Here is a 26,546-nt window from a genome sequence, read left to right as displayed (position 1 = left end):
TGACCCTCAACATGCCGTGCACTGCACGGATCGGCGCCTGGCGATGAGTGCGCCGGCCGCCGCTGTCCCGGCCGCCGCAGCGCCCCGTCCTGCCGCCGCCCCCGGGCTCGATCGCCGCATTCTGGTCGGCCTGTGTGGCGTGCTGCTGGCGGTGCTGGTGTCCGGCTTCAACGAGAACATCACCAAGGTCGCCCTGGCCGACATCCGTGGCGCGATGGGTTTCAGCGTCGACGACGGCAGCTGGATCGTCGCCCTCTACAGCGCGATGTCGGTCAGCGCGATGGCCTTCGCGCCGTGGTGTGCCGCCACCTTCTCGCTGCGCCGCTTCGCATTGGCGATGATCGGTGGCTTCATGGTGCTGGGCGTGCTGTGCCCGCTCGCCCCGAACCTGCAGGTGTTCCTGCTGCTGCGTGCATTGCAGGGCCTGTGCGGCGGTGCACTGCCGCCGTTGCTGATGAGCGTGGCGCTGCGCTTCCTGCCGCCTGGCATCAAGCTGTACGGCCTGGCCGGCTACGCGTTGACGGCGACGTTCGGCCCGAGCATGGGCACGCCGCTGGCCGCGTTCTGGGTCGAGCAGGTGGGCTGGCACTGGGCGTTCTGGCAGATCGTGCCGTACTGCCTGGCCGCCATGGCGATGGTCGGCTGGGGCCTGCCACAGGACCCGCTGCGGCTGGAACGCTTCGCCCAGTTCGATGGCGTTGGGCTGCTGCTCGGCCTGCCGGCGCTGGTGCTGCTGGTGCTGGGCCTGGTGCAGGGCCCGCGGCTGAACTGGTTCGATTCGCCGATGATCACGCTGATGATCGGTGGCGGTGCCGGCCTGATGGTGCTGTTCATGATCAACGAATGGTTCCACCCGCTGCCGTTCTTCAAGCTGCAGTTGTTGGCCAACCGCAATCTCAGCTACTCGCTGGTCACGCTGGGGGGCGTGCTGTTCGTGCTGCTGGCGGTGATCTCGATACCGTCCGGCTTCCTGGCCAGCGTGCAGGGCTACCGGCCGCTGCAGACCGCACCGATGCTGCTGTGGGTGGCACTGCCACAGGTGATCGCGCTGCCGCTGGTGGCGGCCCTGTTGAACATCCGCGCGGTGGACTGCCGCTGGGTGCAGGCCACCGGCCTGGCGATGCTGGCACTGGCCTGCTGGCTGGGCTCGCACCTGGACGTGGCCTGGATCCGCGACAACTTCCTGTGGGTGCAGCTGCTGCAGGTGTTTGCCCAGCCGATGGCGGTGCTGCCGCTGCTGATGCTGGCCACCGGCGGCTTGGCGCCACAGGATGGCCCGTTTGCCTCGGCCTGGTTCAACACGGTCAAGGGCTTCGCTGCGGTGCTCGCCGGTGGCGTACTGGATGCCATCGCCCAAGGCCGCCGTCATTTCCATTCCACCGTGCTGGTCGACCGCCTTGGCGAGCAACCGTGGCTGGCCGATGGCCCGCAGCTGGGCGCGCGCCTGCATGCACAGGTACAGGCGCTGACTTCTGCCGACCTGTACTGGGTGGTCGCACTGGTGGCGCTGGCCTTCATTCCCCTCATTGCCTGGATGCCCACCCGCATCCATCCGCCACGCGCCGTGGCCTGAACCTTTCGCAGGAACCCCCTCATGACGATCAATCGAACCCCTCTCAACACCGGCCTGGGCCTGGGCGTGCTGGCCCTGGCCATCGGCGCGTGGCTGCTGCTGCGCGATGGCGGTCACCAGACCACCAACAATGCGTACGTGGTGGCCGACTACACCCTGGTAGCGCCGAAGATTGCCGGCTTCGTCAGTGCCGTGGAGGTAGAGGACAACCAGTCGGTGAAGGCCGGCGACGTCCTTGCCCGCATCGACGACCGCGACTACCAGGTGGCACTGCAGGCTGCGCGTGCCGACCTTGCCAATGCCCGTGCGCAGCTGGCCAATGCGCAGGCCGCACTGGCCCAGCAGGACTCGCTGATCGCGCAGGCCAGGGCCAGCGTCGATGTCAGCCGTTCCGAACTGACCCTGGCCAGTGCCGACCAGCAGCGTTACCGCGAACTGGCCCGTGATGGCGCCGGTACCGTGCAGAACGCGCAGCAGGCGCAGTCGAAGCAGGCCGTGGCCAGTGCGCATCTGCAGCAGGGCCAGGCCGCACTGTCGACCGCACGCCAGCGCACCGACATCCTCAGCGCGGGCGTGCAGGCTGCACAGGCGGCGGTGCAGCGTGCAGAAGCGGCACAGGCACGCGCCGAACTGGATCTGTCGCACACCGTGCTGCGCGCGCCGATCGATGGCATGGTCGGTCGCCGCGCAGTGCGCGTCGGTGCCTACCTGACCCCGGGTACGCCGGTGGCTGCGGTGGTCCCGCTGAAGCGCGCCTTCGTGGTCGCCAACTTCCAGGAAACGCAGATGACCCGCATGCAGGCCGGCCAGCAGGTCGAACTGAAGGTGGACGTATTCCCGGGCACGCCGCTGCGCGGGCACATCGACAGCATTGCACCAGCCACCGGCGTCACCTTTGCTGCAGTCGCACCAGAGAACGCCACCGGCAACTTCACCAAGGTGGTGCAGCGCATTCCGGTGAAGATCGTGCTGGAGCCGGGCCAGCCGCTGCTGGACCAGCTGCGTGCCGGCATGTCGGTGGAAGCCAGCGTTGACCTGGGCAGCCGCGCGCGTGCGCAGAGCGTGCAGCACGGACCGGGCCACAAGCGCGGGGAGGGCGCATGAGCGCCATCACCGTGTTCCGCACCTTCGTTGCGGCCACCCTGTGCACGGCCCTGGCTGCCTGCGCGATGGGCCCGGACTTCGTACGCCCGGAGGCGGAACTGCCCGGCCACTGGCGGGGTGGGGCTGTCGCCGGCAACGCCATCGATCAGGACGCCGCCTGGTGGGCCGGCTTCGACGATCCGCTGCTGGGGCAGCTGGCCCACCAGGTGCTGGCGGCCAACCTGGACCTGCAGCTGGCCGCCAACCGCGTGCAGCAGAGCCGCACCGCGCGCGGCATCACCGCCGCCGATCGCCTGCCCAGCGTCAGCGCGAGCGCCAGTGGCGTGCGTGCACGCAACAGCGAGGTGGGCCTGAATGATCCGTCCGGCAACGGCGGCCGTGATGACTACGGGCTGTTCCAGGCCGGTATCGGCCTGGGCTGGGAACTGGACCTGTGGGGCCGCGTGCGGCGCCAGGTGGAAGCGGCCGACGCGCGCGTGCAGATGGCCGAGGAGGATGCACACGCCGTGCGCATCGCGCTGCTGGCGGAAACCGCGCGTGATTACCTGCAGCTGCGTGCGACGCGGCAGCTGCTGGCGATCACCGAGGACAACCTCAGCATCGCGCATGACATCAAACGGCTGACCGAGGCGCGCCAGAAGCAGGGCGTGGCCAGCACGCTGCAGGTGTCCAGCGCGGCCGCGCAGGTGGCTTCGCTGCAGGCGCGCATCGCGCCGCTGCGGCATCGCGAATCGCAGCTGCGCAATGCGCTGGCGTTCCTGCTGGCACAGCCGCCGCAGGCACTGGACGCGCAGCTGCAGGATGCACGCCGTGACTGGCCGGCGTTGCCAGCGGTGGCGGTGGGTCTGCCGAGTGAACTGGCCGAGCGTCGCCCGGACATCCGTCGTGCCGAGGCGGCACTGCATGCGGCAACGGCCGGCATCGGCGTGGCCAAGGCCAGTTTCCTGCCGCGCATCACCTTGAATGGTGACGCAGGCTTCCAGGCCAAGCAGCTGGATGACCTGGATGGCTGGAACGCGCACCGTTTCAGCATCGGGCCGTCGATCAGCCTGCCGATCTTCCAGGGCGGGCGGCTGAAGGCGAACCTCGCGCTGAGCAGGCTGCAGCAGCAACAGTCGGCCCTGCAGTTCCGCCGTACCGTGCTGCAGGCCTGGCATGAGGTGGACGACGCCATGGATGGCTACAGTGCCGAGCAGCAGCGCACGGTGCGGCTGCACGTGGCGGTGGATGAGAGCGAGACGGCACTGGGGGCGGCGCGCCGGCAGTACCAGGCCGGCGTGGTCGACATGCTGGACGTGCTGACCACCCAGCGCATCGCGCTGGACAACCAGGCCGCGCTGGCCAACAGCCAGGCCGCCGCCGCGATCGCGCGTGTAGAGCTGTACCGCGCGCTGGGCGGTGGCTGGTAGCGATAGGGGAAACGCCGGGCCATGCCCGGCGGTTCGTCGGTAGTTGCCAACCTTGGTTGGCAGCTTTTTTGGAGGGCCAACCAAGGGTGGCGTCTACCAGAGCATGGTCATCGGCACCGGGTCGATCACGACACGGGCACGGTAGCGCCGGGCCATGCCCGGCGGGCGGGTGCCTCAACGCACGTCGCGCAGTTCCCAGTGGCTGCCGGCCAGCAGGCGCAGGCGCTGCTTGAACACGTCACTGTCGATGCGGGTGGTGGCGACCAGGTTGATGCGCAGGTCCTTCTGCTCGCCGGTCACGGTGGCCTCCGGGTCGGTCACGCCCCACTGCGGTTCCACCGCATCCGGGTCGGGCTGCTTGGCCTTCCAGCGTTCGAACAGCGTGCCGCTGCGCAGGGCATCCTGCAGCTCTTCGGCGAAACCGGCGGCGCCCTGCGAATGGAAGGACAGGTCAGGGTCGTTGCCGCGGGCCTTGGACGGGTCGGGCAGGCTGATGTGGTACTGCGCAGGCATGGAGTTCTCCTTGAAGTGCGGCAAGGCTGGCACAGTCGGGGTGGAATCGATGTGCAGATTCCGGCCGTGGCCAGCGCTCATTCGAACCGATGCGGCCCATCGGCAAATCCCACGGTGACCGCGCCCTTGCCGACGTTGACCATGCCGGTCAGGCTCATCACCGATTCGTACACGGTCACGCCATGGCCGGCGCAGACCTCTTTCATCTGTGCATAGCCGGGCTGGCTGCGCAACTCGTCCAGTTCGCCGCCGTAGCTGACGCACACCGTCGGCGTCATCAGCCCGGCACGCACGCGCTGGCCGACCACCGCGAACAGCTTCTGCACGGCGCTGTCGAAGCCCTTGATCTTGGCCACCGGCCCGGTCTCGCCACGGTAGCCGTGCAGCACCGGCTTGATGTCCAGTGCACTGCCCAGTGCCGCGCTGAGCAGGCCGACACTGCGGTCGCCCTTGTGCCGCGCGCGTGCGCGCATGTAGTACAGGTCGCGGGTGATCATGTAGCCGTGCACGTTGCCGGCCAGTTCTTCCAGCCGTTCGCGGATCTGCTGCACGCTGGCGCCGCTGTCACGCAGGCGGACAGCCTCCACCGCGGTCACGGCCTGCGCGGCGAACAGGTTCTGGGTATCAAGTACGCGCAGCGCGAACGGCGAGTTGTAGCCCGCTGCCTGCCGCACCGGCTTGTAATCGTTGAGGATGGCGAAGCTGGCCTGCAGCGCGTTGTCGTGGATCGGGCTGCGGGTCTTGGTGATGGTCATGCAGAACACGTGGTCGTAATCGATCACCAGCTGCTGCAGGAACAGGTCGCGGATCTGGTTGACGCTGAAGGGGATGGTTTCCGCTTCAGCGCCATGTTCGGCCACATGCGCGTGCAGGAAGCTCAGGGTGGCCTGCTCATCGCGATGATCGGCCAGCACGGCTTCGCCGATCCGTACGGTGATCGGCAGCAGCACGATGTTGTGCTCGGCAATGAAGTCCTGCGGCAGGTCGCAGGCCGAGTCGACGACGATTCCGATGCGCATCCGCGGCTCCCCCTCCAGGGCGGTTGTAGGTTCGGAAATGTGAAATCTATCTCAAATTCTGGCGTGGCGCGCGAGGGAAACGCGGCACGCCCTGTTCAGCGACTGCGCTGCACGGCCACCGGAAGCTCGGCCAGGCGCTGCCATTCGGGCTGCCGCAGCAGATCCGGGTCGGCCAGCACCGCCGCCATCAGTGGGTGGGCGTCGTTGCCCCAGAACAGTTCGCCATCGATGGCCAGGGTCGGCACGCCGAACACGCCGGTTGCAATGGCGGCTTCGGTGTTCCTCCGCAGCTGCTCCTTGACCGCGGGAGTCGCGATGGCGCTGGCGACATCCTCGATCCCCAGCCGCGCGGCTGGTTCGCGCAGGGCCTCGGCGCTGTCGGCGGCATTGCCGTCGCGCCAGATCCAGTCGAACAGCACGTCCACCGCCCGTGCGCTGCCACCCGCGGCCAGGCACAGGCGCAGGGCAGACAGCGGATTGAACGGGTGGCCCGGCGGGAACCGCAGCGGTGTGCCTTCGGCCTGCGCGGTCCACAGCAGCTGGCGGTAGATGAAGCGGCGCTTGGCCGGAATCTCGGCCGGCCCGAGGTTGCCCAGGTGATGCAGCACGGCACCAAAGGCGATCGGCACCGGCTGGATCCGCGGGAATTCGGGCAGCTGCTTCAGCTTCTGCCAATGCAGGTAGGAGTACGGCGAAACGAAGTCGAAATACCAGCGCAGGGTGGCCATGGTGGTGTCCTTCAATGCGGTCAGGGCTGCGCGTTGCGCAGCAGGTAGCGATCGCGCAGCTCGGTCTGGCGCGAGCGCATCGGCATCGCCCGGCCGCCCAGCCAGACCTGTTCGGCATAGTGCGCCACGTCCAGCGGGTCGCCCTCCCACAGCACCAGGTCGGCACGCTTGCCCGGCTCGATGCTGCCGATCTGGTCGGCCACACCGAACGCCTGCGCCGGCACCCGGGTCAGGCCGGCCAGGCCGTCGGCCCAGGGCAGTCCATTGGCCACGGCATTGCCGGCCAGCTGGCGCATCTTGCGGGCGTTGTGCGAGGCGTCGCCACGCTGCACGAACGAGACCGCCACGCCGGCCCGTTGCAGGCGTGCCGCATTTTCCAGGGTTGCACCGATCTGGTCGAAGCTGGCCGGCAGGTTGGACAGCACGTCGACGAACACCGGCACCTGCGCGGCGGCCAGCTCCGGTGCCAGCTGCCAGGCTTCGCTGCCACCGGCAATGGCGATCTTCACCTTCTCGCGGGCGCCCCAGCGCAGCAGCTGGCGGATGTCCGCCGCACGGTCCACCTCCACCACGATGCGGCCCTGGCCGGCCAGGTAGCGGCCCAGCGTGCGGCGCCCGGCCGGGGTCAGCAGCGCATGCGGTGAGTCCGCGGCGACCTGGCCACGCGCCTCGTCCACCATCTGCTGCAGCAGCATCCATTGCGCCGCACGCGAATGCCCGGTCAGTTCCACTGCGGCCGACCCCAGGCGCAGGAACAGCGCGCGCGGCCCGAGGGGATCGGCGCTGCCGTCCAGCCGCATCACACCGCCCTGGCCAGCGACGAAGCCGCCACCGGTGGCGGCCCCCAAGGCGGTGAAGCCGATGCCGTCCAGGCGCGCCACCGGGATCAGCACCGAGGCCGGGTTGTAGGCCAGGGTGACATCGAACTCGGGGCGCAACGGTTGTTCGCCGATCTTCAGCGTGCTGTCGACCGTGCTCGCTTCACCGGAGACTTCTTCGATGCCGATCTCGGTGATGCCCCCGAACAGCGCGGGTGTCAGCGGGCGGCCATCGGCCTCGACGACGTTGGCCCCGGCCGGTGCGGACAGCCCGTTGCCGACTGCGCGGATGATGCCGCCCTGCACCAGTACATCGGCGTGCTGCAGGCTGCCGCGCGCGCTGGCCGTATGTACGGTGGCGTTGCGGACCAGCAGGTCCTGCGCCTGCGCGGCTGCGGAGAGGCAGGCCAGCATCATGACCGTAACGCCGAGCCATGCCCGGCGACCCTTGTTCAACGCGCCCATCAGTGCACCTCCTGGCCGAGCTGGAAATCGGAACGCGGCGTCGCTGCCGGCGCACTGCGGTCGTACAGGCGGCGGCCGTCGATGAAGACCTGTTCGGCCAGCGCGTAGGAACCGAAGGGGTTGCCGTTCCACACCACTACGTCGGCCATCTTGCCGGCCTCCAGGGTGCCGGTCTGGCCTTCAATGCCCAGCGCTCTGGCGGCATTGGCCGTCATCCAGGTGATGGCATGTTCGGGCGTGATCTCCGGCATGTGCGCGCGGCGCGCGGCGGCGATCACCTTGGCCGCTTCCTGGTTCAGGCGCTGGATGCCTTCGGGCGAATCGGAATGGACGATGGCGCAGCTGTTCTTCGGCCGGTCGACCAGTGCGATGTTCTCCGGAATGCCATCGAAGGCTTCCATCTTGAAGCCCCACCAGTCGGCCCACAGCGCACCGCAGACGCCGTCGGCGGCCAGCCGGTCGGCCAGCTTGTAGGCCTCCACGCCGTGGTGGAAGGCCGCCACCTTGAAGCCGAATTCCTTGGCCAGGTCGAGCATGGTGGCCATCTCGTCGGCGCGGTAGCAGTGGATGTGCACGCGGATGTCGCCTTCGATCGCGCCGGCCAGCGTGTCCAGCTTGAGATCGCGCTTGCCGCCGGCATCACCGGCGCTGTCGCCCTTGTCGCTGCCGAACCAGCCCTTGCGCTTGGCCGGCTTGGGTTTGTTCTTGGCGATGTAGTCGGCAGCATCGATGAAGGCGGCGCGGTAGCCGGCAACGTTGCCCATCCGCGTGGCTGGGGCGACGTTCTTGCCTTCGCCGTAAACCCGTTTCGGGTTCTCGCCGCAGGCCATTTTCAGCCCCCACGGAGCACCCGGGAATTTCATGGCCTGGTAGGTGATGGCCGGCACGTTCTTCAGGGTCACGCCACGGCCACCGACCAGGTTGGCCGAGCCAGGCAGCACCTGCATGCTGGTCACGCCTCCGGCCAGGGCTGTAGCGAAGCCCGGGTCCTGCGGCCACACCGAGTGCTCGGCCCAGACATTGGCGGTGACCGGTGCGGTCATCTCGTTGCCGTCGCTGTGCGCGCCGACGCCCGGGCTGGGGTACACGCCCAGGTGCGAGTGCACGTCGATCAGGCCCGGGGTGACCCACTTGCCCCGCGCATCGATGCGGGTGACCCCGGCATCGGCCTGCAGCTGGCGGCCCACGGCGGCGATGCGGCCCTCGCGCAGCAGCACGTCGGCGTTGTCCAGGCGCTGGCCGGTGCCGGTGAGCACGGTGGCGTTCTGGATCAGCACCGGCGCATCGGGATGCGCCCGGTAGGTGCTGGGGTAGGGATCGGCGACGAAGCGCGAGGCGCCCACCGCCGGTGCCGTGCTCAACGAAACCAGCGCCAGCCCAAGAGCGGCGCGCAACACCATCGATGCCATGCAGAGATCCCCAACCCACGCGTGAATCCGCCGACGCTATCCGTCGTCGATACCACTTGCCAAGTGACCTTGGGCAGGGGCAGGGGTGGGGATTTTCCTATACAAAAATTCTGAACGAAGCATTAATTTTTTGTGACACCTGCCGCTACCAACGGGTGGGACAGCGAGCGCTGACCCGCCGTGAGGTGTGCTTTCCATTGCTCCATGACGGAGCTGCACCTGAAATATTTCAAGGAATCAAGGACGTAACTGCAGATGATTGTCTTCCCGTCGTATCGCTCCACCGCTTCCCGCCGCTCGATCCTCCCCTCACCCCTGGCCTCGGCCATTGTTGGCTCGCTGCTGATGGCCGCCGCTCTGCCGGCGCTGGCCCAGGACAGCAACGCAGACGCCTTGTCGCGTTACCAGTTCCAGCGCAGCCTGCAGGCCGCGTTTGCCGCACCGGTCCTCACCGCTTCGCCGTCGCTGGCCGTCGCCGCCGCCGATGTGGAAGTCGATCCGGAACCCATCATGGGCAAGCCGGGTGATGCCGCCAGCTGGCGCACCACCGAATTCAACAGCGACTGGGGCCTGCAGGCGATCAACGCCGATGTGGCCTACGCACGCGGACTGACCGGCACCGGCATCCGCCTGGGCGTGTTCGACAGCGGCACCGGCCTGGACCACGACGAGTTCGCCGGCAAGGACCACCGCAGCATCCATCTGGCCGATGTGCTGGCCGATGGCAGCCTGTGCGCGCGCGAAGTGCTGAGTGGCCCGGACGCCTGCTTCGCCAGCGACGGTGGCCAGGTGGCCGTGTCCTACCAGCTGCTCGACCCGGACTATGCCGATCTGCTGGAGCGCAATGGCTTCTACGAAGGCCTGAGCTACAACGTGCACGGTACCCACGTGTCGGGCACCATCGCCGCCAACCGTGATGGCCACGGCACCCACGGTGTTGCCTTCGGCGCCGACCTGAGCGTGGCCCGCCTGTTCTCCAACAGCGCCACCTACCTGTCGGTGGTGAATATCGGCGGTTCCCTGTATCTGGACGAACAGACCATCGCCGCCATCCAGGCCGACGATTCGATCTACCCGCAGCTGTATGCGCAGATGAACGAGCAGGGTGTGCGCGCCATCAACCACAGCTGGGGCCTGGCCAACGAGCCGACCACAGCGGAAGACCTGGACATGTACCAGTCGCACCCGGTGTTCGCCGCCAGTCTGGCTGCGATGGCCGAAGGTTCGCGCAGCAGCGGCCTGATCCAGGTATGGGCCGCTGGCAACACCGATTCGCCCAACACTTCGCCGGAAGAAGCGCCGATTGCCGGCATGTATGCCTCGCTGCCGCGCGCCGTCGCCGACGTCGAGCCGTACTGGCTGGCCGTGGTCAACGTCAATCAGGACCTGGAGCTGAGCAACCGCTCGATGCGCTGTGGCCTGGCGGCGAACTGGTGCCTCGCCGCGCCCGGCTCGAACATCAACTCGACCGTGTACGGTCCCGATTCGGTGATCGAAGGTGATTTCTACGATGACAATGGCAACCTGGTGGTGGACATCATCAGCCAGACCCCGTCGTCCGATTACGAGGAACTGAGCGGCACGTCCATGGCCGCCCCGCACGTCACCGGCGCGCTGGGCCTGCTGTTCGAGCGCTTCCCGTACCTGGACAGCGCGCAGGTGCGCGACGTGCTGCTGACCACCGCCACCGACCTGGGTGCTGCAGGCGTGGACGATGTCTACGGCTGGGGCCTGATGAACCTGGCTGCGGCCGTCGAAGGCTACGGCTCGCTGCGCGTGGACACCGAAGTGGTGATGAACCAGAAGGCCGGCGGCCTGAAGGTGTGGGAAGGTGATGCATGGGACGACTGGACCAATGACATCGGCGGCCCGGGCAAACTGACCAAGAGCGGCATCGGCTGGCTGCGCCTGAGCGGCGACAACAGCTTCAACGGCGCGGTGGTGCGCGAAGGCGTGCTGGAACTGGACGGCGTGAACACGCTGACCAGCGCCGTGGACGTGACCGGCGGAACCTTCCTGCTGAACGGCACCCTGCAGAACACAGCGCTGAACAGCCTGGGCGGCAGCAGCCGCATCACCGCCACCGGTGTGCTGGACGGCTCGGACCTGACCGTCACCGGCGGCGTGGTGTCCTTCAACGGCGTGCAGACCGGCGGCAGCACCTTCGTGGGTGAAAAGGGCACGCTGAAGGGCGTGGGCCAGCTGGGAAACACCACCGTGGCCGGCATCATCGCTCCGGGCAACTCCATCGGCACGCTCACCATCAACGGTGACTATGTGCAGACCGCCACTGGCGTGTACCAGGCCGAGGTGGCCCCGGGCAGCCGCAGCGACCAGCTGCACGTGACCGGCACCGCCACCCTGGGCGGCACCCTGGTGGCGCTGCCGGAACCGGGCACCTACTACCTGGGCGAGCAGTTCAACTTCATCCAGGCCGACGGCGGCGTGAACGGTCGGTTCGCCAGCACGGATTTCAGCGCCTTCTCGCCCTTCCTGCAGTTCGGCCTGGCCTACTCCGCCGCCGGCGCGCGCATTGAAGTGACCCGCGGCAACGCGCTGGCTACCGCGGCCACCACCGCCAACCAGTTGGCCGTGGCCACCGTCGTCGACGGTCTGGCGGTCAACCAGGGCCTGCCGCGTCCGCTGACCATGCTGTTCCCGGAACAGGTGGGCAGCGCACTGGACAGCCTCAGCGGCGAACTGCATGCCGCCACCAGCGCGGCCCTGCTGGAAGGCAGCCGCTACGTGCGTGATGCCGCGCTGGCCCGCCGTGCCGGTGCCGCTGCACCGGGTGCCGAAGGCGGCGACGCCACCGGTGTGTGGGTGCAGGCCCTGGCCGGCAGCACCACGCTGGACGGCAACACCAACACCGCCCGCACCGAAGCCAACAGCAACGGCCTGCTGGTCGGTGCCGACCGCGAGTTCGGCGGCTGGCAGGTGGGCGTGCTGGCCGGTACCGGCCGCACCGACGTGAAGCAGGGCGAAGGGCGCCGTGCGAGGTCGAAGGTGGACAACACCCACTTCGGCGCCTACGCCAGCCACAACTGGGGCGGTTTCGGCCTGCGTGGCGGCCTGGCATGGAGCGAACACGATGTGGACAGTACCCGTGAGCTGGCGTTCGCCGGTTACAGCGACACCCTGAGCGCCCGCTACGACGCGCGTACCCGCCAGGCCTTCATCGAAGCGGCCTACCGCTTCGGTGGCCGCGAGGCTGGCCTGGAGCCGTACGTGCAGGTGGCCCGCGTGGAAGTGGACACCAAGCACGTGAACGAGCGTGGCGGTGCTGCGGCCCTGCAGGGTTCGGTGGACGACGTGCGCACCACCCTGGCCACGGCCGGCGTGCGCTTCGACAAGGGCCTGAAGGCCTCGTTCCAGCAGGACAGCTGGTTGCACGTGCGCGGCGCGGTGGCGTACCGCCACGCCAGCGGCGACCGCAACCCGTCGGCCCGCCTGGGCTTTGCCACCGGCGGTGACAGCTTCGTGGTCAACGGTGCACCCATCGCCGACAGCGCGGTGGTGGCCGAACTGGGCCTCTCGGCCTGGCTGACCGCCAAGCAGCAGCTGGAACTGGGCTACAGCGGCCAGTTCGGCGACGAAAGCCGCGACCACGGTGCCAACCTGCGCTGGTCGGTGCGTTTCTAAGCCACCGGCTCCCGCAGGGAAACCAGGAGGGGCGGCCGTTGTGCCGCCCCTTCTCTTTGTGTGGCAGGGCAGGCGCAGCGTTGCCTACAATGGCGCCCCTGCAGAACCGGACCGAGCATGAAGAGCAAACAGGAAATCGTCGACAACTGGCTGCCGCGTTACACCGGCGTTCCGCTGGACCAGTTCGGCCAGCATATCCTGCTGACCAATTTCGGCGGCTACCTGCACACCTTCTCCGCGCTGACCGGCGCCCCGGTCATCGGCCTGGACCGGCCGATGGCCAGCGCCACCATCGATGGCATCACCATGATCAACTTCGGCATGGGCAGCCCCAATGCCGCGATCATCATGGACCTGCTGTCGGCGGTGATGCCCAAGGCGGTGCTGTTCCTGGGCAAGTGCGGTGGCCTGAAGCGCAAGAACCAGCTGGGTGACCTGGTGCTGCCGATCGCAGCGATCCGCGGTGAGGGCACTTCGGGCGACTACCTGCCGCCGGAAGTGCCGGCCTTGCCGGCGTTCGCGCTGCAGCGTGCGGTCTCGACCATGATCCGTGATCTCGGCCACGACTACTGGACCGGTACCGTCTACACCACCAACCGCCGGGTCTGGGAGCACGACGAGGCGTTCAAGGAGCGGCTGCGGGCGATGCGCTGCATGGCCATCGACATGGAAACCGCCACCGTGTTCGCCGCTGGCTTCGCTAACCACATTCCCAGCGGCGCACTGCTGTTGGTGTCGGACCAGCCGATGATCCCCGATGGGGTCAAGACCGAGGCCTCCGATGCCAAGGTCAGCTCCCAGTTCGTGGAAAACCATATCCAGATCGGTATCGAGGCGCTTAAGCTTATCCGGCGCAACGGCAAGTCGGTCCGCCACCTGCGCTTCGACGAATGATGATGATGGCCTGGCGCGGCGCGCCGGCCCTGGGGAGTAGGTGATGGACGTTGCCGCGCACGTGGTGGAATTCTGGAAAGAGGCGGGCCCTGCGAAGTGGTTCGCCCGCGATGATGCGTTCGACGCGCAGTTCCGCCAGTTGTTCCTGGATGAGCATTTCGCAGCCGCCTCGCGCGCGCGCGAACACTGGCTGGGCAGTGCCGAGGGCGCACTGGCGCTGATGCTGCTGCTGGACCAGTTCCCGCGCAACTGCTTCCGCGGTAGCGCCCATTCCTACGCCACCGATGGCCTGGCCCGGCACTACGCCATGCGCGCCATCGAGGAAGGCCTGGACCTGCAGCTGGTGCCCAAGCTGCGCGCCTTCATCTACCTGCCGTTCGAGCACTCCGAGGATCCGCTGGACCAGGACCGCTCGGTGGCGATGTTCGACGTGCTGGGCGACAAGGAATACTTGCAGTACGCCGAGCTGCACCGCGACATCATCCGCCGCTTCGGTCGCTTCCCGCACCGCAACGCCGTGCTGGGTCGCATTCCTTCACCGGAAGAGCTGGACTACCTGGCCGAAGGCGGTTTCGCCGGCTAAGAAAAAGGGGACGGAGGGAATTAAGTCGTTTTTGCCACAAACGACTTAATTCCCTCCGTCCCCTTTTTAGGGGTCAGATCGCCTTTCCGCAGGAAAGGGCTCTGACCCCGGGCCTTCAATCAGTACTTCGGCACGCCGTTGTCGACGTCTTCCGACCAGGCGTTGATGCCGCCGGTGACGTTGAACACCTTGGTGAAGCCCAAGGCGCGGAACTGCTCGGCGGCCTGCGCGCTGCGGCCACCGTGGTGGCACATGAAGGCCAGCGCGGTGTCCTTGGGCAGGGCTTCCAGCGCGGCGCGGCCGTTGCCGTCGAAGGTCTTGAACGGCACGCCCACGGCGGCGATTTCACGCTCGTCGGCCGGGCGCACGTCCACCAGGGTGATGTTGCCGGCACGCACCAGGTCGTCGGCATCGCGCACGCTGATTTCCTGCACCGGCTTGGGCGCATTCGGGTTGTCGATGGCCAGACCCTTGCCGCGGATGTCGTCCACCCAGTCGATGGTGATGCCGTTGGCGCGACGGGCGCTGGCCAGGTCGAACTGCACGCGCAGGCCGTTGGACTCGGCGGCGATGGCGCCTTCGTCGTGCGGGGCCAGCTGGAAGTTCGGCTGGAAACCGGCGTCGATGGACAGCTGCAGAGCAGCGCCCGGGGCATCGGCCAGCGCGCCCTTGAGCATTTCCACGGCCGCCGGGGTGACGGTGATGCTCGGCGGGGTACGGTCCGGCGCGGCCAGGCCCAGCACGCTGCTCAGCTCGCCGCTGGCAGCCATCTGCAGCACGATGTCGCTGCCGCCGACCAGTTCGCCGTCGATGTACAGCTGCGGAATGGTCGGCCAGTCGCCATAGGCCTTGATGCCTTCACGGATTTCCTGGTCGGCCAGCACGTTGACGTGGGCGAACTCGACGCCGAGGTCCTGCAGGGCGCCCACGGCCTTGGCCGAGAAACCGCACTGCGGCATCGACGGCTGGCCCTTCATGAACAGCACGACGCGGTTGGCGTTGAGGATGGATTCGATGCGCGAACGCAGGGCGGGATCGAGGGACATGGACGTCGGGGTTCCGGGAATTCGAATCATCAATTCTACCCCTCATGGCATCATGGGGGATGAGCAACGCAGGAACATTGCATCGCATCCCGACCCGGCCCTGGCGCTGGCTGCCCTGGCTGGTGGCGTCGCAGCTGGCCGTGATCCTGGTCTGGGCCCTGGCCGGCTGGCACTGGGGGCTGCCCGTGATGGTGGCCAGCCACGCACTGTTCCTGGTGCCGGTATTCCTGCCCAACAGCCGCTTCTACGCGCCGGTGCTGAGCCGGATGGGAGAGGCCGGAAACAGCGTCTGGTTGACCATCGATGACGGTCCCGGCCCGGAGACCCGTGCGGTGCTCGACCTTCTGGACCGCTACCAGGCCCGCGCCACCTTCTTCCTGGTGGGCGAGCGTGCGCTGGCACAGCCGGAGCTGGTGCAGGAGATCCTGCGCCGCGGCCACGACCTGGGCAACCACAGCCACAGCCATCCGCAGGCGCGCTTCTGGCGGCTGGGCCCGGCAGCGATGCGTGCCGAGATCGAGGGCTGCCAGCATGCGCTGCAGGCGGTAAGCGGCCGCCCGGTGCGCTGGTACCGTTCGGTGGTGGGCATGACCAATCCGTTCGTGGCGCCGGTGCTGAAGGCGCTGGGACTGGTGCGCGTGGGCTGGAGCGCCCGTGGCTACGACGGTGTCGGCTGCACGCCGGAGGGCGTGCTGTCGCGGCTGCTGCCGGACCTGCGCCCGGGCGCCATCGTGCTGCTGCATGAGGGGGCCGCCCACGGCCACAACCTGGCGATCATCGAACGCGTGCTGCAGGCGCTGGACGAGCGGGGGCTGAAGGCGCGGCTGCCGGTTCCGTAACGCCGGGCCCTGGTGGTGTGGAGCAGCCGAGCATGGGCTCGGCGCTACAAGGGTTGGCGATCATCCTGTAGCGTAGCGCCGGCACATGCTGCACTCGGCGCTACAACGCGGGGCGTTCGGCCACCAGCAACCAGCTGTTGAACGGCGTGCGCCCGTGCAGGGGGCGCGGGGCCGTCACTTTCAATCCGGCCTCGGCCAGTGTCGCCTGCAGCACCTGCGGGTCGGGGTAGTGGCGCGGCCGCGTGCCCATCCAGCCGACCAGCCAGGCCAGCCGGTCCGCCACCCGCGTGGTGCGGTCGCGGCCATCGCCGGTGGCCAGTGGCGTGCGCAGCAGCAGGCGGCCGCCGGGAGCGACCCGCATACTGGCCTCACGCAGAAGTGCCTGCTGTGGGCCCGCGTCCAGGTACTGCAGCACATCCAGCAGCAGCACATGCCCGGCCTGCGCCGGCAGCGGCGCCTGCACGTCCAGGCAGTCGAAGCGCACAGCGGGCAGGCCGGTGGCGGCACGCTGGGCGCGGGCGATCTTGCCGGCATCCACGTCCACGCCCCGGTAGGGCTGGGAGCCACCGCGCTGGCGCAGCACGTGGGCGAACAGGCCCAGCCCGCAGCCCAGGTCCAGCACGGGTTGCCCGTCGCCAGGCAGGTGCTGCAGCACGCCGTCATACAGCGGGTCGCTGCCCAGCTTGCTGCGGGTGTAGTAGTAGTCGCGGCGGCTGGCCCAGGCGTGTGCGGGGCGGAATGCCTCGGCGATCGCGCGGGCCTGCGCGGCGCTCAAGGGTGTGCAGGGCAGGGGCGGGCCGTTCCGTGGCGTGCCATCCATCGGGTCAGTCCGTTCCGCCGAGCAGGTGGGCGGCGACCGGCAGCGCGCGCGCGCTCCACAGCGCGTACATCCGTGCTGAAGGGTGCAGGCCGTCGTCGGCGATCATCGCCGGGTCGCCACCGTGGTCACGGCTGATGTCGGTGATGTCGACGAAGGCCACGCCCTGCTGGGTGCAGATCACTTCAGCGGCCGCGTTGAATTCGTCGGTCTCGATCTCGATCGCGGCCAGGTCACGGCCGCTGCCGATACCGAACGGCGTCGCGCCCCAGTCGGGGAAGGACAGCACCAGCACACGCCCGGGGCGGCCACCGGCAAAGCCGATCGCCCGCTGCAGCAGGGCGTGGAACTGTACGCGGTATTCGTCCAGCGGCCGGCCGCGGTACTGGTTGTTGACGCCGATCAGCAGACTGACGAAATCGAACGGGCCCTGCGGCGCGGCCGCATCGATGCCGGCGTCCAGCTCGTCGGTGGTCCAGCCGGTGGTGGCGATGGTCTGCGGGTCGGCCAGCGCCACATCCTGCGCACGCAGGGCGGCGGCCAGCTGGTGTGGCCAGCGGCCTTCAACGGCAACGGCTTCTCCGATGGTGTACGAATCGCCCAGCGCCAGGTAGGACAGCGCCACGGCTCAGGCCACCGAACGGCGCGGCTTCAACGGTACGACCTTGGTCGCGTCCTCGGCACGGCGGGCCAGCACGCGGTCGATGCGGGCGAACACATCGCGCATCACCGAGGCTTCCGGCAGCAGGGTCACGCGGAAATGATGGCGGTAGGGCACGTTGAAGCTGGAACCCGGTACCACCAGCACGCCTTCATTGTTCATCAGATCCAGCGCGAAGTTGTGGTCGTCGAAGCCCTTGGCAGCGGCACCGACCACGGCCGGGAACGCGTACAGCGCACCGGCCGGCGCGACCAGCGACAGGTGCTCACTGGCTTCGCAGGCTTCGATCACCGCGCGGCGGGTTTCATACAGGCGGCCGCCCGGGGTGCACAGTTCGGAGATGGTGTCCGGGCCGTTCACTGCGGCCTCGATGGCGTACTGGCCCGGCACGTTGGCGCACAGGCGCAGCGCGCCGAGCAGGTCCAGCGCAGCGCGGAAGTCGCCCAGGCGCGCGTCGTCGCCGCTGAGGTGGGCCCAGCCCACGCGCCAGCCGCAGGCACGGTGCACCTTGCTCAGGCCACTGAAGGTCAGGCACGGGTGGTCGCCGGCCAGCGGCGCGACCGGCTGGAATACCGCATCGTCGTACAGGATCTGGTCGTAGATCTCATCGACCAGCAGCAGCAGGTTGTGGCGGCGCGCGATCTCGACCACGCGCTCGAGCAGTTCACGCGGGTAGCTGGCGCCGCTGGGGTTGTTCGGGTTGATCAGCACGATGGCGCGGGTGCGCGAGGACACCAGCGTCTCGATCTCGCTCGGGTCCGGCTGGAAGCCGTTCTCGGCGGCGCAGCGGTAGTACACCGGGCGGCCATCGTTGAGGATGGTCGAGGCCGACCACAGCGGGTAGTCGGGTGAGGGCACCAGCACTTCGTCGCCCGGGTTGAGCAATGCGCGCAGCGACAGGTCGATCAGTTCGCTGACGCCGTTGCCGACGAACACACGGTCGGGGTGCGCATCCGGTGCGCCACGGCGGGCGTAGTACGCCGCGATGGCTTCGCGTGCGACCGGCAGGCCCTGCTGGTGGGTGTATGGATCGGTGCGGCCCATGTCATCGGCGATCGCGCGCTGCAGGTGCTCGGGCGCGCGGAAACCGAAGTTGCCCGGGTTGCCGATGTTGAGCTTGATCAGCTTGCGGCCCTGCGCCTCCAGCTCCCGGGCTCGCCGCGCCAGTTCTCCGCGGATTTCGTAGCGCACTTCGGAAAGGCGCTCGCGGATGGCCAGGGGCTTGGGCGAGTTGGTGGACATGGGGGCTGGGCCGTCAAAAGGCATGGGGATTCCATCCTACCGGAATTGCTGCAGTGCATGGCAAGGGTGCCGGGCTTGTCATTGCTGGGCTGGCAGGGCGCCGGCGCAGGTAGAATGGCGGCGATGACCCAGACCCCCGATTTCATCGCCCTGCAGACCATCGGTTGGCCCTGGCCGGGCCCGGCGCAGCAGGCCGACTGGCAGGCCGTGATGGCCGCGCACCCGCAGGCCCGCCCGGCGCGGGTGATCGAACAGCACCGCACCCACTACGTGGTGGCCGATGGCCCGGATGCGTCGATCAAGGCCGAATCGCTGCCGGAATGGCAGCGCCCGCGCTTCCCCAGCCACGAGCGGCCTGCAGTGGGCGACTGGGTGCTGCTGGACGGCATCCGCATTGTCGCGCTGCTGCCACGCCGCACCGCGATCAAGCGTGGCGCCGCCGGCGAGCACTACCACCAGCAGGTGATCGCGGCCAACATCGACACGGTGTTCATCGTCTGCGGCCTGGATGCCGACTTCAATCCGCGCCGCATCGAGCGCTACCTGCTGCTGGTCGGCGGTGGTGGTGCAGAACCGGTGGTGGTGCTGACCAAGGCCGACCAGACCGAGTACAGCGAGGATGCGCTGGCGGTGCTGGAAGAGCTGGAGATGCAGGGCATCGCGCTGCATGCGATCAACGGCCTGGATGCCGACAGTGTGGCGGTGCTGCAACCGTGGCTGGGCCCGGGCCGCACGGTGGTGCTGGTCGGTTCCTCCGGTGCCGGCAAATCCACGTTGACCAACACCCTGCTTGGCGAGCAGCGGATGAAGACCAACGCGGTGCGCGCCAACGATTCGCGTGGCCGCCATACCACCACCCACCGCGCGCTGATGCCGTTGCCGACGGGCGCCTGCCTGATCGACACCCCGGGCATGCGCGAGCTGAAGCCGACCGGCGAAGAGACGCTGTCCGAAGGTGGCTTCGCCGACATCGAGGCGCTGGCCGCACAGTGCCGTTTCAACGACTGCAAGCACCAGCAGGAACCAGGCTGTGCGGTGCGGGCGGCGATCGAGGCGGGCGAGATCGAAGAGAGCCGGCTGCTGAACTACTTCAAGCTGAAGGAAGAAGTGGCTGCCGCTGCCGCCAAGCTGGCGGTACGCCAGGCCGAGACCGCGCAGGAGCGCGGCGGCAGGAAGGGCAAGGGCCAGCAGTTCCGCCCGGCAGGCAAGCCGCGTAGGCGGTAACAAGGCAGCCGAGCATGGGCTCGGCTCTACAGCTGGTCCGCGGTGGAGTCATTTCATGTAGCGCCCGAGCCAATGCTCGGGCGGCGGCGCACCGCGCCGGGCACGGCAGGGCGTTATAGTCCGCGCATGGAACCGACTGCGACGCTGGACCGTGACGTGGCCCACCATGCAGCGCTCGATGCGCGCCTGGTCGAGGCCGTGGGAGGCATCCGCCTGCTGGGCCTGACCAGCTGGCCGGCCACGCTGCAGGCACCGTTCCTGGACAGCGTGGCGCGTGGCCAGCCGGTGCTGCCGAAGGTGGATTACCCACGGCTGGACTTCAGCGAAGAACGTCGCGCGCTGGCCGCGATCGCTGCCGACTGCGACGACAGCCATCCACTCGGCCACTACGTGCAGCAGTCAGCGCAGAGCTGGGACCTGGCCGCGCAGCTGCTGGAAGGGCTGGGCACCGCCGCCGTTGATACCTGTTCGGTGCAGCTGTTCGGCGCCCCCGAGCAGCCGCTGCCGGGCAATGGCCCGAGCACGCGCGACGCGGCGCGCCACTTCATACAGATTGCCGCCGAACTGGACCACGAACTGCTGGCGCCGGAAGAGCAGGTGCCGGTCTCGGCCATCGCCCTGCAGCTGCAGCTGCAGAATGATCTGGATGCGTTCTTCGAATCGCGCATCATCCAGGTGCAGCTGGATCCGGAGCTGGTGTCCAAGGCCGCCGCCGGCCCGACCCGCATCCGCCTGCGCACCAGCGCGCGCTTCAGCGCCTACGACCGCGCGCAGTTGTTCCACCACGAAGCGCTGGTGCATTCGCTGACCGCATTGAATGGCCGCGGCCAGCCGGTACTGCCGAGCCTGGCGTTGTCCTCGCCACGGGTAACGGCGACCCAGGAAGGGTTGGCGACCTTCGCCGAGCAGATCACCGGCAGCATCGACATCGAGCGCCTGAAACGCATCAGCCTGCGTACCGAAGCGATTGCGATGGCACGCGAAGGCGCTGATTTCATCGAAGTGTTCCGCTATTTCTGCGATGCCGGGCAGAACGCGGAAGAGAGTTTCGCCTCGGCCCAGCGCGTGTTCCGTGGCGTGCCGCCGAGTGGCGGCCTGGCCTTCACCAAGGACACGGTGTACCTGCGCGGCCTGGTATCGGTGCACACCTTCTTCCGGCACATGCTGGCCGAGGACCGCCTGCAGGTCTGCCGCTGGTTGTTCGCCGGCAAGATGAGCCTGGCCGATGCGATCGCGTTCGCGCCGCTGTTCGAGGCGGGGGTGCTGAAGCCGCCGCGCTGGCTGCCGCATTGGGTGAGCCGGGCGAACGGCCTGGCCGGCATGCTGGCGTTCTCGCTGTTCGCCAACCGGATACGGATGGACCAGCTGGCGCCGGAATGAAATGCGTTGGCGGATCCTCCTGCGCCTGCCTGCTATCGGCTGGGAGGAGGCGGGGCACCCTGGTCAGGACACGCAAAAGCCCCTCCATGGTGCTCGATGGCGCCTTGCTCGTGTGCGCTGTCCTGCGCACACGGCAAGACCGGGGTTGCGCGTCCTGCCCAACCCGCCCGAGGCATGCCTCGGGCCCATGGCGCCAACGGTCCTGACCAGGGTGCCCCGCCTCCTCCAGACAATTTCCTGCGGGCGCGGCAGCAGGTCCACCAGAGGGATTGCGTTTGAAAAGCTTGAAAAGCAAAGCGCCGGGCAATGCCCGGCTCTTTGCTTTTGCTCTTGCTTTCCATTGCCTCCGCGCCGGCGCTGGGAATTGTCGAGCGCGGGTAGGCAGGCCCATGCAGGACCGTTGGCGCCATGGATGGCGCCATCGAGCCCCCAAGGACGGGTTTACGGCGTGTCCTGCATGGGCCTGCCTACCTGCGCCATACAGCAACACTCAATGCGCCGCAGCGCCCGCTTCTGACCTAGAACTCTGCCGCCACCGTCATGAACAGCTGCCGCGGCGCACTCGCATGGATCGCATAGCGCGTGCCCTTCGGATCGGTCGGTGCGAACGAACTCAGCTGGCCGGCGTAGCGCTTGTTGGTCAGGTTGGTCGCGTTCAACGACACCCGCACGTTGCGCAGGCCCAGGCCCGGGCCGAAATCGTAGCCCGCACCGGCGTCGAAGGTGGTCACGCCCGGCACCGACTGGTCGTTGGTGTAGGTGTAGTAGCGCTTGCCGGTGTACTTCGCACGCAGGCTGGCGAAGAAGCCGTCGCGGTTCCAGCTGATCTCGCTGGAGGCCATGCGCTGCGGCGTATCCACCGTGATCTTGCCGGCCACCGGAACGATCGCCCCGCCCGAGGTGTAGTCATCCTCGTAGGTGGTCTTGTTCCAGGACAGCGCGTTGTACCACTGCAGGCCATCAATCGGCTTGAGGATGAAAGTCAGTTCCGCGCCATGGCTCTTCACCGAACCGACGTTGATGAAGCGCGTCACGCACTCCGGGCGCGTGCCGACTTCGATGCTCGAACACGGGTTCAGCGACAGCAGGCGGTTGTCGAACTTGACGTTGTATGCAGCGATCGAGGCCTGGTACTTCTCACCGAAAGTGCGGAAGCCGGCTTCCAGGCTCTTGGACTTCTCCGGCTCCAGCCCGGCGCTGGCCGCGAACGATTCCGGCGACACCTGCAGCGGGCCGCCGCTGCCACCGCCGACGAAGGCGGCGATGTTCTCGGCGTAGGAGGCGAACAGCTCGTTGTTGGCGTTGAGCTTGAAGCCCAGGCCTACCTGCGGCAGCACCGATTCCTTGGCGGTCAGCGTGCCCGACGCAATGCGGGTTTCAACGCCGGGCTGCGCGGTGGCGCGCATGCGGGTGTTGGGACTCTTGATGCCCACGTCTACGGTCAGGCGCTGGTCCAGGAAGCGCATGCGGTCCTGCACGTAGAACTGGCGCGTGCGGATGTCGAAGTCCTGGTTGAACAGCAGGCGGTCGGGGTTCTTCAGGTACAGATCGTCCAGGAACGGGCCGCTGATGTAGTAGAAGTTGCGCGACACGTTATGGTCGTTCTGCTCGTACCACAGGCCGGCTTCCAGCTCGTGGATGCCCACCGTCCACGACAGCGCGGCGGTCAGGCCATCGCGGTTGATCGTGTAGTTGGTGCTGCGGATCGAGATCGGCAGCATCCTGTCGGTACCCGGGTAGGACGGCTGGCCCGGTGCCCACCAGTGGCCCTGGCCACGGTTGTCGTGGTGGTAGGCCAGCAGCTTCAGGCGGCCCTGCTCGCCCAGGCGCAGGTCGGCATCGACCGAGTACAGGTTGTCGTCGCGCAGCGCACGGCTCTGATAGTACGCATCGTCGATGCTGTTGACGCCGCCGCTGAACTTGCAGCGCGCCTTGTTGTAGGTGCCAGGCGCGCAGTACGCGGCGGCGACGGCGCGATCCCAGTCCGGCGCGTAGATGTTCCAGTCATATCCCAGTCCGCGTGCCAGCATGTCCTTGGACAGGTAGGCATAGTTGGCCTGGCTGGCGCGCGAGGTCGCCACGAACGCACCGAAACGGTGGTCGCCAACGTTCCACACTGCCTTGGCATTGAACTGGCGGGTGGTCTGGTTCTGGTACGGCGCGGCCCACATGTCCTGGTCCTGGTGCACGCCGGACGCATAGGCCGAGAAGCCGTTGAGGTCGCCGGTGTCCACGCGCAGGTAGCCGCGGCGCTGGTGGTTGTCGCCGACGGTGACGCTGGCGCGGCCACCGAATTCGGTGGACGGATCCATCGAGAAATACTGGATGGTGCCGCCCAGGTTGCTGGTCGAGGCCACGCCCAGCGAACCAATGCCCTGCGACAGTTCGGCGCCGGCCAGGTTCTCGGCGATGATCGCGCGGGCGATGCTCAGGCCGTTGTAATTGCCGTAGCTGTTGTCGCCCAGCGGGATGCCGTCCAGCGTGTAGCCCAGGCGGCTCTTGTCGAAGCCGCGCAGGCTGATGGTCTGCGATTCCTCGTTGGCGCCAAAGGCATCGTTGGACTGCACCGACACGCCCGGAAGGCGATCGAGGATCTTCTGGCCACTGGTGCCCGGCGGCAGCACCTGCTTGTCCACGGCAGTGATGCGCTGCACCTGGCGGGTCTCGCCCTGGCCGATCACAGAGACGGTATCCAGCGTCTGCGCGCTCAGCGCGGCATCGGTGCTGGCGCCGGTATCGGCGGTGGTGGCGGCATGGGCGCTGGCAGCGGCGGAGAGCACGATCGCTACGGCGATCGTCAGGTGTCGGGTCTGCATGGTGGTCCGTTGCATGGGAGGTGATCACCGGCACGCGTGCGCGGTGCAGGGCCACTATGCGAACGGAACATGAAACCTTCTTTACGGAAAACCAACGAATGGTGCAGGGCACCCGCGCAGGTCCCGCAGCCGGATGAAAAAAGGGGCCGGATTCCCTTCGCAAGCAAAGGTTCACCGGCCCCGCGCACTCCGTGGGGGAGGCGGTCCACGCGCAGCGTGGAGACTGGCTTACCCCATGTACAGGCCACCGTTGACCGGATAGTCGGCGCCGGTCACGTACGAGGCTTCATCCGAGGCCAGCCAGGCGCACAGGCCGGCCACTTCCTCGGGGCGACCCAGGCGGCGGACCGGCACCGAGGCCGCCAGCCGGTCCAGTACATCCGGCGGGAAGCTGCTGATCGCCTGGCTGGCGATGTAGCCCGGCGACAGCGTGTTGACGGTGACGCCGCGCGAAGCCACTTCGGCGGCCAGCGCACGGCTGAAGCCATGCATCGCGGCCTTGGCGGTGGCGTAGTTCACCTGGCCGATCTGGCCCTTGTGGGCGCTGACCGAGCCGATGTTGATGATGCGGCCCCAGCCCCGCGTGGCCATGCCGTCGACCACCTGCTTGGTCAGGTTGAACAGCGCGTTGAGGTTGGAGGCGATCACCGCGTTCCAGTCCTCCACCGTCATCTGCCGGAACAGCAGGTCGCGGCTGCCGCCGGAGTTGTTGACCAGTACATCGACCTCACCCACTTCGGCGCGGACATTGGCGAACGCGGCGCTGGTCGAGGCCCAGTCGGTCGCGTTGCCTTCGGAGGCGATGAAGTCGAAGCCCTGTTCGCGCTGCTCGCGCAGCCAGTTGGCCTTGCGCGGCGAGTTCGGCGCGCAGCCGGCAACCACGGTGTGGCCGCTGCGGGCCAGGCTCTGGCAGATGGCAGTGCCGACACTGCCCATTCCACTGGTGACGTAAGCGATTCGAAGCGTCATTGCAGAAGGCTCCTTGGCAAAGGGTCAGGCGGCGAGGGGATACAGGCCGAACAGCAGGCTGCCGATCATCAGCAGCATCGAGATGGCGATGGCCCACTTCAGGGTGAACTTCTGGTGGTCGGCGAATTCGACCTTGGCCAGGCCCACCAGCAGGTAGGTGGACGGCACCAGCGGGCTGAGCAGGTGCACCGGCTGGCCGGCCAGCGAGGCGCGCGCCATTTCCACCGGAGTAATGCCGTAGTTGCCGGCGGCCTCGGACAGGATCGGCAGCACGCCGAAGTAGAACGCGTCGTTGGACATGAAGAAGGTGAACGGCATCGACGCCACCGCGGTGATCACCGCCAGGTACGGGCCCCACGACTCCGGAATGACCGCCAGGAAGCTGTGCGACATCGCTTCGACCATGCCGGTGTTGTTGAGGATGCCGGTGAAGATGCCTGCGGCGAAGATCAGCGACACCACCGACAGCACGTTGCCGGCGTGGTTGACCACGCGGCGGCGCTGCTCGGCCAGGTTCGGGTAGTTGATCACCAGGGCGATGGCGAAGCCGACCATGAACAGCACCGGCATCGGCAGCACGCCGATGATCAGCGCGGTCATCAGCGCCACGGTCAGGGCCAGGTTGACCCACAGCAGCTTCGGGCGCTTGATGTCCTCGGCGTCTTCCACGGTCGGCAGCGGATTGCTGTCATCGGACACGCTGTTGTCCATCCAGCTGCCGCCCTTGGGCAGGGTCACCACGCCGAGGCGACGGCGTTCCTTCAGGCCCAGGTACCAGGCCAGCAGCAGCACGCCGGCACAGGCGATCACCATCGACGGGATCAGCGGCACGAACACATCGGCCGGGTCCACGTGCAGCGCAGTGGCCGCGCGTGCGGTCGGGCCGCCCCACGGGGTCAGGTTCATCACGCCGCCGGCGAGGATGGTCACGCAGGTCATGTTCAGCGCGTTCATGCCCAGCCGCTGGTACAGCGGCAGCATCGCCGAGACGGTGATCATGTAGGTGGTCGAACCGTCGCCATCGAGCGAGATCAGCATCGCCAGCACGGCGGTGCCAAGCACGATCTTCATCGGATCGCCCTTGACGAAGCGCAGGATCACCCGCACCAGCGGATCGAACAGGCCGGCGTCGATCATCACCCCGAAGTAGAGGATGGCGAACATCAGCATCACGCCGGTCGGCGCGATCTTCTTGATGCCCTCCAGCATCATCTCGTCGATGTCGGCACCGAAGCCACCGATCAGCGCGAACAGGATGGGGATGGTGATCAGGGCGACGAGCGGCGACAGGCGCTTGCTCATGATCAAGTACATGAACGTAATGACCATGCCAAAGCCGAGGATGCTCAGCATCATCTGCAGACTCCTTGCGAAAACAGGACGTGGGGAGTGGAA

21 protein-coding genes are annotated in these 26,546 nt (G+C 67.8%); 9 read left to right on the top strand and 12 right to left on the bottom strand.

Translation table 11 applies throughout. The features are described from left to right. Window positions 1-43: 43 nt before the first annotated feature. From ACT6SE_RS17750 to ACT6SE_RS17740, 3 genes are read left to right on the top strand one after another with little or no spacing between them, the layout of a single operon-like run. Window positions 44-1,573 (top strand): MFS transporter, encoded by a 1,530-nt coding sequence (locus ACT6SE_RS17750; RefSeq protein WP_014648380.1) that lies wholly within the window; start codon window positions 44-46, stop codon window positions 1,571-1,573. A 21-nt stretch (window positions 1,574-1,594) separates the two neighbouring features. Beyond that, window positions 1,595-2,677 carry an HlyD family secretion protein gene (locus ACT6SE_RS17745; protein ID WP_032956599.1) on the top strand — a complete coding sequence of 361 codons (1,083 nt, stop codon included), beginning with the start codon at window positions 1,595-1,597 and terminating at the stop codon, window positions 2,675-2,677. Continuing rightward, on the top strand, window positions 2,674-4,086 hold the full coding sequence (locus ACT6SE_RS17740) for an efflux transporter outer membrane subunit (RefSeq protein ID WP_046432468.1): 1,413 nt from the start codon (window positions 2,674-2,676) through the stop codon (window positions 4,084-4,086). Before ACT6SE_RS17745 ends, ACT6SE_RS17740 begins: the two co-directional genes overlap by 4 nt. 174 nt (window positions 4,087-4,260) lie before the next feature. Here the strand turns inward: ACT6SE_RS17740 and ACT6SE_RS17735 are convergent, their stop codons facing one another. The 5 genes from ACT6SE_RS17735 to ACT6SE_RS17715 all read right to left on the bottom strand — a co-directional run bounded on the left by ACT6SE_RS17735 (window position 4,261) and on the right by ACT6SE_RS17715 (window position 9,038). Then, entirely contained in the window at window positions 4,261-4,599 is a 339-nt protein-coding gene (locus ACT6SE_RS17735; protein ID WP_005410998.1) for a hypothetical protein, read from the bottom strand. Window positions 4,600-4,676: 77 nt separating this feature from the next. Beyond that, on the bottom strand, window positions 4,677-5,618 hold the full coding sequence (locus ACT6SE_RS17730; protein WP_046432465.1) for a DegV family protein: 942 nt from the start codon (window positions 5,616-5,618) through the stop codon (window positions 4,677-4,679). Between the two features lie 95 nt (window positions 5,619-5,713). After that, window positions 5,714-6,346 carry a 2-hydroxychromene-2-carboxylate isomerase gene (locus ACT6SE_RS17725; RefSeq protein ID WP_014648376.1) on the bottom strand — a complete coding sequence of 211 codons (633 nt, stop codon included), beginning with the start codon at window positions 6,344-6,346 and terminating at the stop codon, window positions 5,714-5,716. A gap of 20 nt (window positions 6,347-6,366) precedes the next feature. After that, on the bottom strand, window positions 6,367-7,629 hold the full coding sequence (locus tag ACT6SE_RS17720) for an amidohydrolase family protein (protein ID WP_046432464.1): 1,263 nt from the start codon (window positions 7,627-7,629) through the stop codon (window positions 6,367-6,369). Next, window positions 7,629-9,038, bottom strand: coding sequence for an amidohydrolase (locus tag ACT6SE_RS17715; protein WP_032956583.1), 1,410 nt, complete (start codon window positions 9,036-9,038; stop codon window positions 7,629-7,631). Before ACT6SE_RS17715 ends, ACT6SE_RS17720 begins: the two co-directional genes overlap by 1 nt. Before the next feature lie 255 nt (window positions 9,039-9,293). Between ACT6SE_RS17715 and ACT6SE_RS17710 the strand changes: the two genes are divergently transcribed. The 3 genes from ACT6SE_RS17710 to ACT6SE_RS17700 all read left to right on the top strand — a co-directional run bounded on the left by ACT6SE_RS17710 (window position 9,294) and on the right by ACT6SE_RS17700 (window position 14,157). Beyond that, window positions 9,294-12,680, top strand: a complete 3,387-nt coding sequence (locus ACT6SE_RS17710; RefSeq protein ID WP_046432460.1) for an autotransporter domain-containing protein — start codon at window positions 9,294-9,296, stop codon at window positions 12,678-12,680. Window positions 12,681-12,797: 117 nt separating this feature from the next. After that, a complete protein-coding gene (locus ACT6SE_RS17705) occupies window positions 12,798-13,574 on the top strand; it encodes an AMP nucleosidase (protein WP_005419211.1) in 777 nt (258 codons plus the stop codon). A 43-nt stretch (window positions 13,575-13,617) separates the two neighbouring features. Further along, window positions 13,618-14,157: a DUF924 family protein gene (locus tag ACT6SE_RS17700; protein WP_014648372.1), complete on the top strand. Its 540-nt coding sequence runs from the start codon at window positions 13,618-13,620 to the stop codon at window positions 14,155-14,157. Between the two features lie 119 nt (window positions 14,158-14,276). Here the strand turns inward: ACT6SE_RS17700 and grxD are convergent, their stop codons facing one another. Next, window positions 14,277-15,203, bottom strand: coding sequence for a Grx4 family monothiol glutaredoxin (grxD, locus tag ACT6SE_RS17695; protein ID WP_032956577.1), 927 nt, complete (start codon window positions 15,201-15,203; stop codon window positions 14,277-14,279). A 59-nt stretch (window positions 15,204-15,262) separates the two neighbouring features. Here grxD and ACT6SE_RS17690 point away from each other — a divergent pair, with 59 nt between their 5' ends. Continuing rightward, window positions 15,263-16,042, top strand: a complete 780-nt coding sequence (locus tag ACT6SE_RS17690) for a polysaccharide deacetylase family protein (RefSeq protein WP_032956574.1) — start codon at window positions 15,263-15,265, stop codon at window positions 16,040-16,042. A gap of 100 nt (window positions 16,043-16,142) precedes the next feature. Here ACT6SE_RS17690 and ACT6SE_RS17685 read toward each other — a convergent pair whose 3' ends face one another. The 3 genes from ACT6SE_RS17685 to ACT6SE_RS17675 are packed head-to-tail and all read right to left on the bottom strand — an operon-like array spanning window position 16,143 to window position 18,762. Continuing rightward, entirely contained in the window at window positions 16,143-16,862 is a 720-nt protein-coding gene (locus ACT6SE_RS17685) for a class I SAM-dependent methyltransferase (RefSeq protein ID WP_046432455.1), read from the bottom strand. Between the two features lie 4 nt (window positions 16,863-16,866). Continuing rightward, a complete protein-coding gene (locus ACT6SE_RS17680) occupies window positions 16,867-17,484 on the bottom strand; it encodes an SGNH/GDSL hydrolase family protein (RefSeq protein WP_032956572.1) in 618 nt (205 codons plus the stop codon). Between the two features lie 3 nt (window positions 17,485-17,487). Next, window positions 17,488-18,762 carry a pyridoxal phosphate-dependent aminotransferase gene (locus ACT6SE_RS17675; RefSeq protein WP_046432453.1) on the bottom strand — a complete coding sequence of 425 codons (1,275 nt, stop codon included), beginning with the start codon at window positions 18,760-18,762 and terminating at the stop codon, window positions 17,488-17,490. A gap of 114 nt (window positions 18,763-18,876) precedes the next feature. On the opposite strand from ACT6SE_RS17675, the gene rsgA reads away from it, so the two are divergent. Next, window positions 18,877-19,986: a ribosome small subunit-dependent GTPase A gene (gene rsgA / locus ACT6SE_RS17670; RefSeq protein WP_046432452.1), complete on the top strand. Its 1,110-nt coding sequence runs from the start codon at window positions 18,877-18,879 to the stop codon at window positions 19,984-19,986. Between the two features lie 126 nt (window positions 19,987-20,112). Next, window positions 20,113-21,366: a flavohemoglobin expression-modulating QEGLA motif protein gene (locus tag ACT6SE_RS17665; protein ID WP_014648365.1), complete on the top strand. Its 1,254-nt coding sequence runs from the start codon at window positions 20,113-20,115 to the stop codon at window positions 21,364-21,366. Between the two features lie 518 nt (window positions 21,367-21,884). Here ACT6SE_RS17665 and ACT6SE_RS17660 read toward each other — a convergent pair. From ACT6SE_RS17660 to ACT6SE_RS17650, 3 genes are all read right to left on the bottom strand, one after another. Continuing rightward, window positions 21,885-24,182: a TonB-dependent receptor gene (locus tag ACT6SE_RS17660; RefSeq protein WP_046432450.1), complete on the bottom strand. Its 2,298-nt coding sequence runs from the start codon at window positions 24,180-24,182 to the stop codon at window positions 21,885-21,887. Window positions 24,183-24,410: 228 nt separating this feature from the next. Beyond that, window positions 24,411-25,151: an acetoacetyl-CoA reductase gene (gene phbB, locus ACT6SE_RS17655; protein ID WP_046432448.1), complete on the bottom strand. Its 741-nt coding sequence runs from the start codon at window positions 25,149-25,151 to the stop codon at window positions 24,411-24,413. Window positions 25,152-25,175: 24 nt separating this feature from the next. Further along, window positions 25,176-26,504: a CitMHS family transporter gene (locus ACT6SE_RS17650; RefSeq protein ID WP_046432501.1), complete on the bottom strand. Its 1,329-nt coding sequence runs from the start codon at window positions 26,502-26,504 to the stop codon at window positions 25,176-25,178. Window positions 26,505-26,546 lie beyond the last annotated feature (42 nt).

The organism is Stenotrophomonas sp. LC732 (genome assembly GCF_052446685.1).
GTDB lineage: Bacteria > Pseudomonadota > Gammaproteobacteria > Xanthomonadales > Xanthomonadaceae > Stenotrophomonas > Stenotrophomonas muris.
The sequence above is the reverse complement of the archived record's forward strand: the minus strand, read 5'-3'. Positions and strand labels throughout refer to the sequence as shown.